General features: G+C 72.4%; 6 protein-coding genes. 2 read left to right on the forward strand and 4 right to left on the reverse strand.

The window, feature by feature from the left end; translation table 11 throughout:
- The 3 genes from G5C62_RS24840 to deoC all read right to left on the reverse strand — a co-directional run.
- Positions 1-468 (reverse strand): aldehyde dehydrogenase family protein (locus tag G5C62_RS24840; RefSeq protein ID WP_164703120.1); only part of this gene is annotated, 468 nt, incomplete at its 3' end.
- Entirely contained in the window at positions 468-1,907 is a 1,440-nt protein-coding gene (locus G5C62_RS24845) for an aldehyde dehydrogenase family protein (protein WP_164703121.1), read from the reverse strand. The genes G5C62_RS24840 and G5C62_RS24845, both read right to left, overlap by 1 nt.
- The gene (gene deoC, locus G5C62_RS24850; RefSeq protein WP_206330850.1) at positions 1,907-2,917 is read right to left on the reverse strand and encodes a deoxyribose-phosphate aldolase; all 1,011 of its coding nucleotides are present in this window, start codon (positions 2,915-2,917) and stop codon (positions 1,907-1,909) included. The genes G5C62_RS24845 and deoC overlap by 1 nt, the downstream gene beginning before the upstream one ends.
- 195 nt (positions 2,918-3,112) lie before the next feature.
- On the opposite strand from deoC, the gene G5C62_RS24855 reads away from it, so the two are divergent.
- On the forward strand, positions 3,113-4,309 hold the full coding sequence (locus G5C62_RS24855; RefSeq protein ID WP_164703122.1) for an HNH endonuclease signature motif containing protein: 1,197 nt from the start codon (positions 3,113-3,115) through the stop codon (positions 4,307-4,309).
- 132 nt (positions 4,310-4,441) lie between these two features.
- Positions 4,442-5,311, forward strand: a complete 870-nt coding sequence (locus G5C62_RS24860; RefSeq protein WP_164703123.1) for an alpha/beta fold hydrolase — start codon at positions 4,442-4,444, stop codon at positions 5,309-5,311.
- Between the two features lie 145 nt (positions 5,312-5,456).
- Here the strand turns inward: G5C62_RS24860 and G5C62_RS24865 are convergent, their stop codons facing one another.
- Positions 5,457-5,867: a hypothetical protein gene (locus G5C62_RS24865; RefSeq protein WP_164703124.1), complete on the reverse strand. Its 411-nt coding sequence runs from the start codon at positions 5,865-5,867 to the stop codon at positions 5,457-5,459.
- Between the last annotated feature and the right edge of the window lie 253 nt (positions 5,868-6,120).

Here is a 6,120-nt window from a genome sequence, read left to right on the forward strand (position 1 = left end):
CGGGGCGAGCACCGCGACGACGCCGGTGGGCTCGGGCACCGAGAAGCCGAAGTACGGCCCGGCGACCGGGTTGGTGCTGCCCAGCACGGCGGCGAGCTTGTCGGTCCACCCGGCGTACCAGACCCATCGGTCGATCGCGGCGTCCACCGCGGCGCGGGCCTTGGCGGGGGAGAGCCCCTCGCCGGCGGCGACCTCCTCGGTGAACTGGGCGGCGCGGCCCTCCATCACCTCGGCGACCCGGTAGAGCACCTGGCCGCGGTTGTAGGCGGTGGCCCCGGACCACGTGCCGAACGCGCCGCGGGCGGCGACCACGGCGTCCCGGCCGTCCTTGCGGGAGGCCCAGGCGGCGTTGGCCAGGAAGTGCCCCTTGGTGTCGTGCACCTCGTAGGTGCGGCCGGACTCCGACCGGGGGAAGGCCCCGCCCAGGTAGAGCTTGTAGGTCTTGCGCACGGTGAGCCGGTCGCTCATCAGGAGTCGCTCCTCAGGTAGGCGGCGAGCCCCTGCCGGCCGCCCTCGCGGCCGTAGCCGGACTGCTTGTAGCCGCCGAACGGCGAGGTGGGGTCGAGCTCGTTGAACGTGTTGGCCCACACGACGCCGGCGCGCAGCTGGTCGGTGATCTTCAGGATCCGGGAGCCCTTCTCCGACCAGACACCGGCGGAGAGCCCGTAGGTGCTGTTGTTCGCCTTCGCGACCGCCTCGTCGGGGGTGCGGAAGGTCATCACCGAGAGGACCGGGCCGAACACCTCGTCGCGGGCGATCCGGTGGGCGGGGGAGACGTCGGTGAAGACGGTCGGCTTGAACCAGAAGCCGCGGTCGGGCAGGTCACCCTCGGGCTGCCAGCAGGTCGCGCCCTCGGTCTCCCCGTACGCGGTCAGCTCGCGGATGCGGGCCAGTTGCTCGGCCGAGTTGATCGCGCCCAGGTCGGTGTTCTTGTCCATCGGGTCACCGACCCGCAGCGTGCCGATCCGCCGCTGCAGCGAGGCGACGACGTCGTCGTGCACCGACTCCTGCACCAGCAGCCGGGAGCCGGCGCAGCACACGTGGCCCTGGTTGAAGAAGATGCCGCGGACGATGCCCTCGACGGCCTGGTCGATCGGGGCGTCGTCGAAGACGATGTTCGCCGCCTTGCCGCCCAGCTCCAGGGTCAGCCGCTTCTCGGTGCCGGCGACCGCGCGGGCGATGGCGCGGCCCACCTCGGTCGAGCCGGTGAAGGCGACCTTGTCGACGTCCGGGTGGCTGATCACCGCGCGCCCGGTCTCCCCGGCGCCGGTCACGATGTTGACCACGCCCGGGGGCAGGTCGGCCTGCTGGCAGATCTCGGCGAACAGCAGCGCCGTCAGCGGGGTGGTCTCAGCAGGCTTGAGGACGACGGTGTTGCCGGTGGCCAGCGCCGGGGCGACCTTCCACGCCAGCATCAGCAGCGGGAAGTTCCACGGGATGACCTGTCCGGCCACACCCAGCGGGCGCGGGGCCGGGCCGAGGCCCGCGTGCTCGAGCTTGTCGGCCCAACCTGCGTGGTAGAAGAAGTGCGCCGCGGCCAGCGGGACGTCGACGTCCCGGCTCTCCCGGATCGGCTTGCCGTTGTCCAGCGTCTCCAGGACGGCGAACTCCCGGGCCCGCTCCTGCAGCAGCCGGGCGATGCGGAACAGGTACTTGCCGCGGTCGGCCGGGCGCATCGGGCCCCACACCCGGGTGAAGGCGCGGCGGGCGGCGCGGACGGCGCGGTCGACGTCGGCGTCGCTGCCGGTGGCGACCTCGCTCAGCACCTCCTCGGTGGCCGGGTTGACCGTCTTGAAGGGCGTGCCGGTGCCGTCGGCGAACTCGCCGTCGACGAACAGCCCGTAGCTGGGCCGGATGTCGACGATCGACCGCGACTCGGGCGCGGGGGCGTACTCGAAGATGCTCATCAGTCGACGCTCACGTGGTCGGGGCCGGAGTAGTGGCCGGTGCGGAGCTTCTGGCGCTGCAGGAGCAGGTCGTTGAGCAGGCTGGAGGCGCCGAAGCGGAACCAGTCGGGGGACAGCCAGTCCGCACCCACGGTCTCGTTGATGAGGACCATGTGCTTGACGGCGTCCTTCGTCGTCCGGATCCCGCCGGCGGGCTTGACGCCGACCTGGCGGCCGGTGGCGGCGCGGAAGTCGCGGACGGCCTCCAGCATCACCAGGCAGACCGGCAGGGTCGCGGCGGGGGAGACCTTGCCGGTGGAGGTCTTGATGAAGTCGCCGCCGGCCAGCATCGCCAGCCAGGAGGCGCGGCGGACGGCGTCCAGGGTGACCAGCTCGCCGGTCTCCAGGATCACCTTGAGGTGGGCTCGGCCCGTCCCTTGGCGCGCACACGCCTCCTTGACCGCGACGATCTCCTCGAAGACGTCGAGGTAGCGGCCGGTCAGGAACGCGCCGCGGTCGATGACCATGTCGATCTCGTCGGCGCCGTTCGCCACGGCGTCCCGGACGTCGGCGAGCTTGACCTCCCGGCTGGCCCGGCCGCTGGGGAAGGCGGTGGCGACCGCGGCGACGTTGATGCCGGTGCCGGCCAGGGCCTCCTTGGCCACGCCGGCCAGGTCGCCGTAGACGCAGACCGCGGCGACGGCCGGGCAGGTCGGGTCCGTCGGGTCGGGGCGGCGGGCCTTGGCGGCCAGGCTGCGGACCTTCCCGGGGGTGTCCGCGCCCTCCAGCGTGGTCAGGTCGACCATCGAGATCGCCGTGTCGATCGCCCACGCCTTGGCAGTCGTCTTGATCGACCGCGTGCCCAGCACCTTCGCCCGCGCCTCGGCGCCGACCTGGTCGACGCCGGGCAGGCCGTGCAGGAACGCGCGGAAGGCGTCGTTCGAGCGGGTGACGTCGGCGAACGGGTCGGGCGGGGTGCCCGCTCCGCCGCTGGTGTCGGCCAGCGCGTTCGGGTCCAGCACGTGGGTCATGCGCGCATTCTCCACTGCGGCTCCGACGGATCGGACACGGTGCGGCGTCCATCGCCCTTCTTCCGGCTCTGCTGGGCGGTCTGTCAAGCGGCGTCTCGCATCTGTGGGCAGGCCCCTGACCTGGGGATTCGTGTTGCTCGGGACTCCCGTCGGCGTTAGTATTCGTACACACGTTCGAACACGTCGGGAGGTGTCGTGAGCGAGTTGATGTCGGCTCTCGACGCCTTGGCGGCCGAGGAGCTGCACGGGCTGACGGACGGCGGTGTGCTGGAGCGGGTCGCCGAGTTGGTGGCTGTGCAGAACCGGATCGCCGCGGAGCTGACCCGCACGGTGCGCCGCGCCGACGCCATGCAGGCCGCCGAGCACGACGGGTTGAAGAGCATGCGGTCGTGGCTGATCGGGCATGCGCGGTTGGCGCCGATGGACGCTTCGCGGATCGTGCGGTCGGGGCGGGCGTTGGAGCACTTCCCGGCCCTGTCGGCCGGGTTCGCTGACGGGTCCGTGACTGCGGCGCAGGTGAACGTGGTGGCCGAGAAGGTGGGGCCGGGCGAGGCCGCCCGCGCGGCCGAGCAGGGCATCGACCTGGCCGCGTTCGACCGGGTGTGGGCGCGCGTGGCGGCCGAGTCGCCGCACCAGTCGCTGGTCGCTGCGGTGCAGGCGTTCGAGGACGCACTCGACCCCGACGGCCCCGAGCCGGACCCGACGGAGGGGCGGCGGCTAAGCATCGCCAAGCACGCCGACGGCACGATCACCGGCCGCTTCGACCTCGACGCGGTGGGTGGGGAGAAGGTGCAGGCGGCGATCGAGTCGATCGTGCAGGCCCACCGCCCCAAGGGGGACGACCGCACCCGCGCCCAGCAGAACGCCGACGCCCTCGTGCAGTTGTGTGACAACCAGTTGGCCAGCGGTGATCTGCCGATCCTGCGGACGGTGAAGCCGCACGTGGTGGTGGGCATCGACCTGGACGACCTGATCGACCCCGCGACCGGCCCGGGGGCGGCGAGCACCGGGTTCGGGGCGACGATCTCCGCGGCGCGGGCCCGCTACCTGGCTTGTGACGGCAGCATCTCTCGGATCGTGATGGGCCCCGACGGCGTGCCCCTCGATCTCGGCCGGGACCACCGGGTGGTCACCCCGGGCCTGCGCAAGGCCGTGGAGCGGCGGGACGAGTCCTGCGTGTTCGCCGGCTGCGGCGCCCCGAGCTGGTGGTGCGACGTCCACCACCTCGTGCACTGGCTGCACGGCGGCGAGACCAACCTGCAGAACTCAGCTCTGTTGTGCGAACGGCACCACACCAAGGTGCATCACGGGTTCCGGGTGCAGCGAGATCCCGGCGGGCGATGGCGCACCTACCGCCCCGACGACACCGAGATCCTCATCGGTCGCTGCTGACCTGACGGCCTGGTCGGGCGTCCCACGACTCCGGGGCGGTCGACGACGTGTGCGCTCTGCCTGCGGCGGTGCGAGTCGGCTCGGTCGGCAAATCCGTCGCGGTGGGTCTCCGCGCCGTGGTCGGATGCCCCGGTGGAGAGGATCGTCGACGTCGCGCCGGACGTCCGGCTCTGGGTCGAGGAGACGGGCTGCCCGGACGGGTCGCCGCTGCTGCTGATCATGGGCGCCAATGCCTCGGGCCTCACGTGGCCGGCCGACCTCGTGCGCGCTCTCGGTGAGCGGCACCGCGTCATCCGCTACGACCACCGCGACACGGGACGGTCCACCTGGGCCTTCGACGTCCAGCCGTACGCGGTCCGGGACCTCGCCGATGATGCGGTCGCCGTCCTGGACGCGCTCGGCATCGGACGTGCCCACGTGGTCGGGATGTCGATGGGCGGCACGCTCGTCCAACTGCTGTTGCTCGACCACCCGGACCGCCTGCTCTCGGCCACCCTCTTCGCAACGGCAGCGTTGGAGGGCGCAGGCCAGGACGGCGCCGCTCCCGCAGCCTTCACCGACACCGACCCTCGGCTGCTGGAGCTGTGGCAGCACCTCGCGGACCCACGCGACCGGGACACGGAGGTCGCCTGGCGGGTGGGCCACTGGCGGCTGCTGAACGGTGCAGGCATCCCCTTCGACGCCGAGGAGTTTCGCCTCATGGAGGAACAGGTCATCGACCACGCCGGTCGGCACGACAACACGGCGGCGCACGCGCGAGCCGACCAGGCCGGCCTGGCCCGCGGCGCGGAACTCGCCCGGGTGACCGTCCCGACGTTGGTCATCGAGGCGCCGAACGACCCGATCAACCCACCGCCGGCGGCCCATCGCGTCGCTGAGGCCATCTCCGGCGCCACCGTCGCGACCGTGCCGGGGATGGGGCACGCAATGCCATCCGCGGTGGTGGGGCCCCTGGCCGCCGCCGTGCTGGTCCACACCGGACGCGTCGACGCCCAGCACTGACCGCGTCGGCCGGCTCCACCTCCCGACGCATCGGCACGGAGTCGTGCACGCCTCTTCCGGGGGGCGACCGGCCTTGCGCGTTCGCCGACTGTGGTGCCCGGCGTCTGTCCCTGCCTGCGTTGGCCAGTGGCGGAGATGTCCCCGGTCAGCAGCCGTCGACAGGTGGGATGACGCCGAGGAGGTAGCGGTCGTCCTCGGGGACCACCTGCCATGCGAGACAGCTGTCGCTGCCTGCCGGCCCGCGCACCACGATGACGTCACCTCGGCCGGAGTCCCGGACCACGGCCTCCAGATCGCCCTCGGTGGCGGGGAGCCCGGCGAGGAGCTCCTCGGCGTAGTCAGCGGGGGCGTCGTCCACCAGGAGAGCCTGCAGCGCCTCGGCGTCCCCCTGGGTGAGGGACGACGCTGCCTGGGTGGCCAGTGCCTCCACCGTCGGTGCACCGGGCTCGGGCACGGTGGCGATCTCGATCACGATGAAGACGACCCAGGCGGTCAAGGCGACCAGGCCGAATGCCGCCAGTGCACGGCCGGTGGGAGTGCGTGGTCCGCGAGCCATGCCCCTCAGCCTGCCCGCTCGGCGGGACCGGGTCGGACTCGATGAGCACGACGTCCGCATGCGATGAGTTCGTGGTGGCACGGGAGTCCTCGACCCGACCGACGTCCACCGTCCCGTGTGAGGAACCCGTGCCCGAACCCCGCGTCGCCATGCTCCCCGAGGTCGCTGCTCAGCGGCGGGTGCTCGCCGACCTGCTCGACACCCTCCACGACCACGAGTGGACGACGCCCTCGCTCTGCCAGGGCTGGACGGT

The organism is Modestobacter sp. KNN46-3, assembly GCF_011039295.1.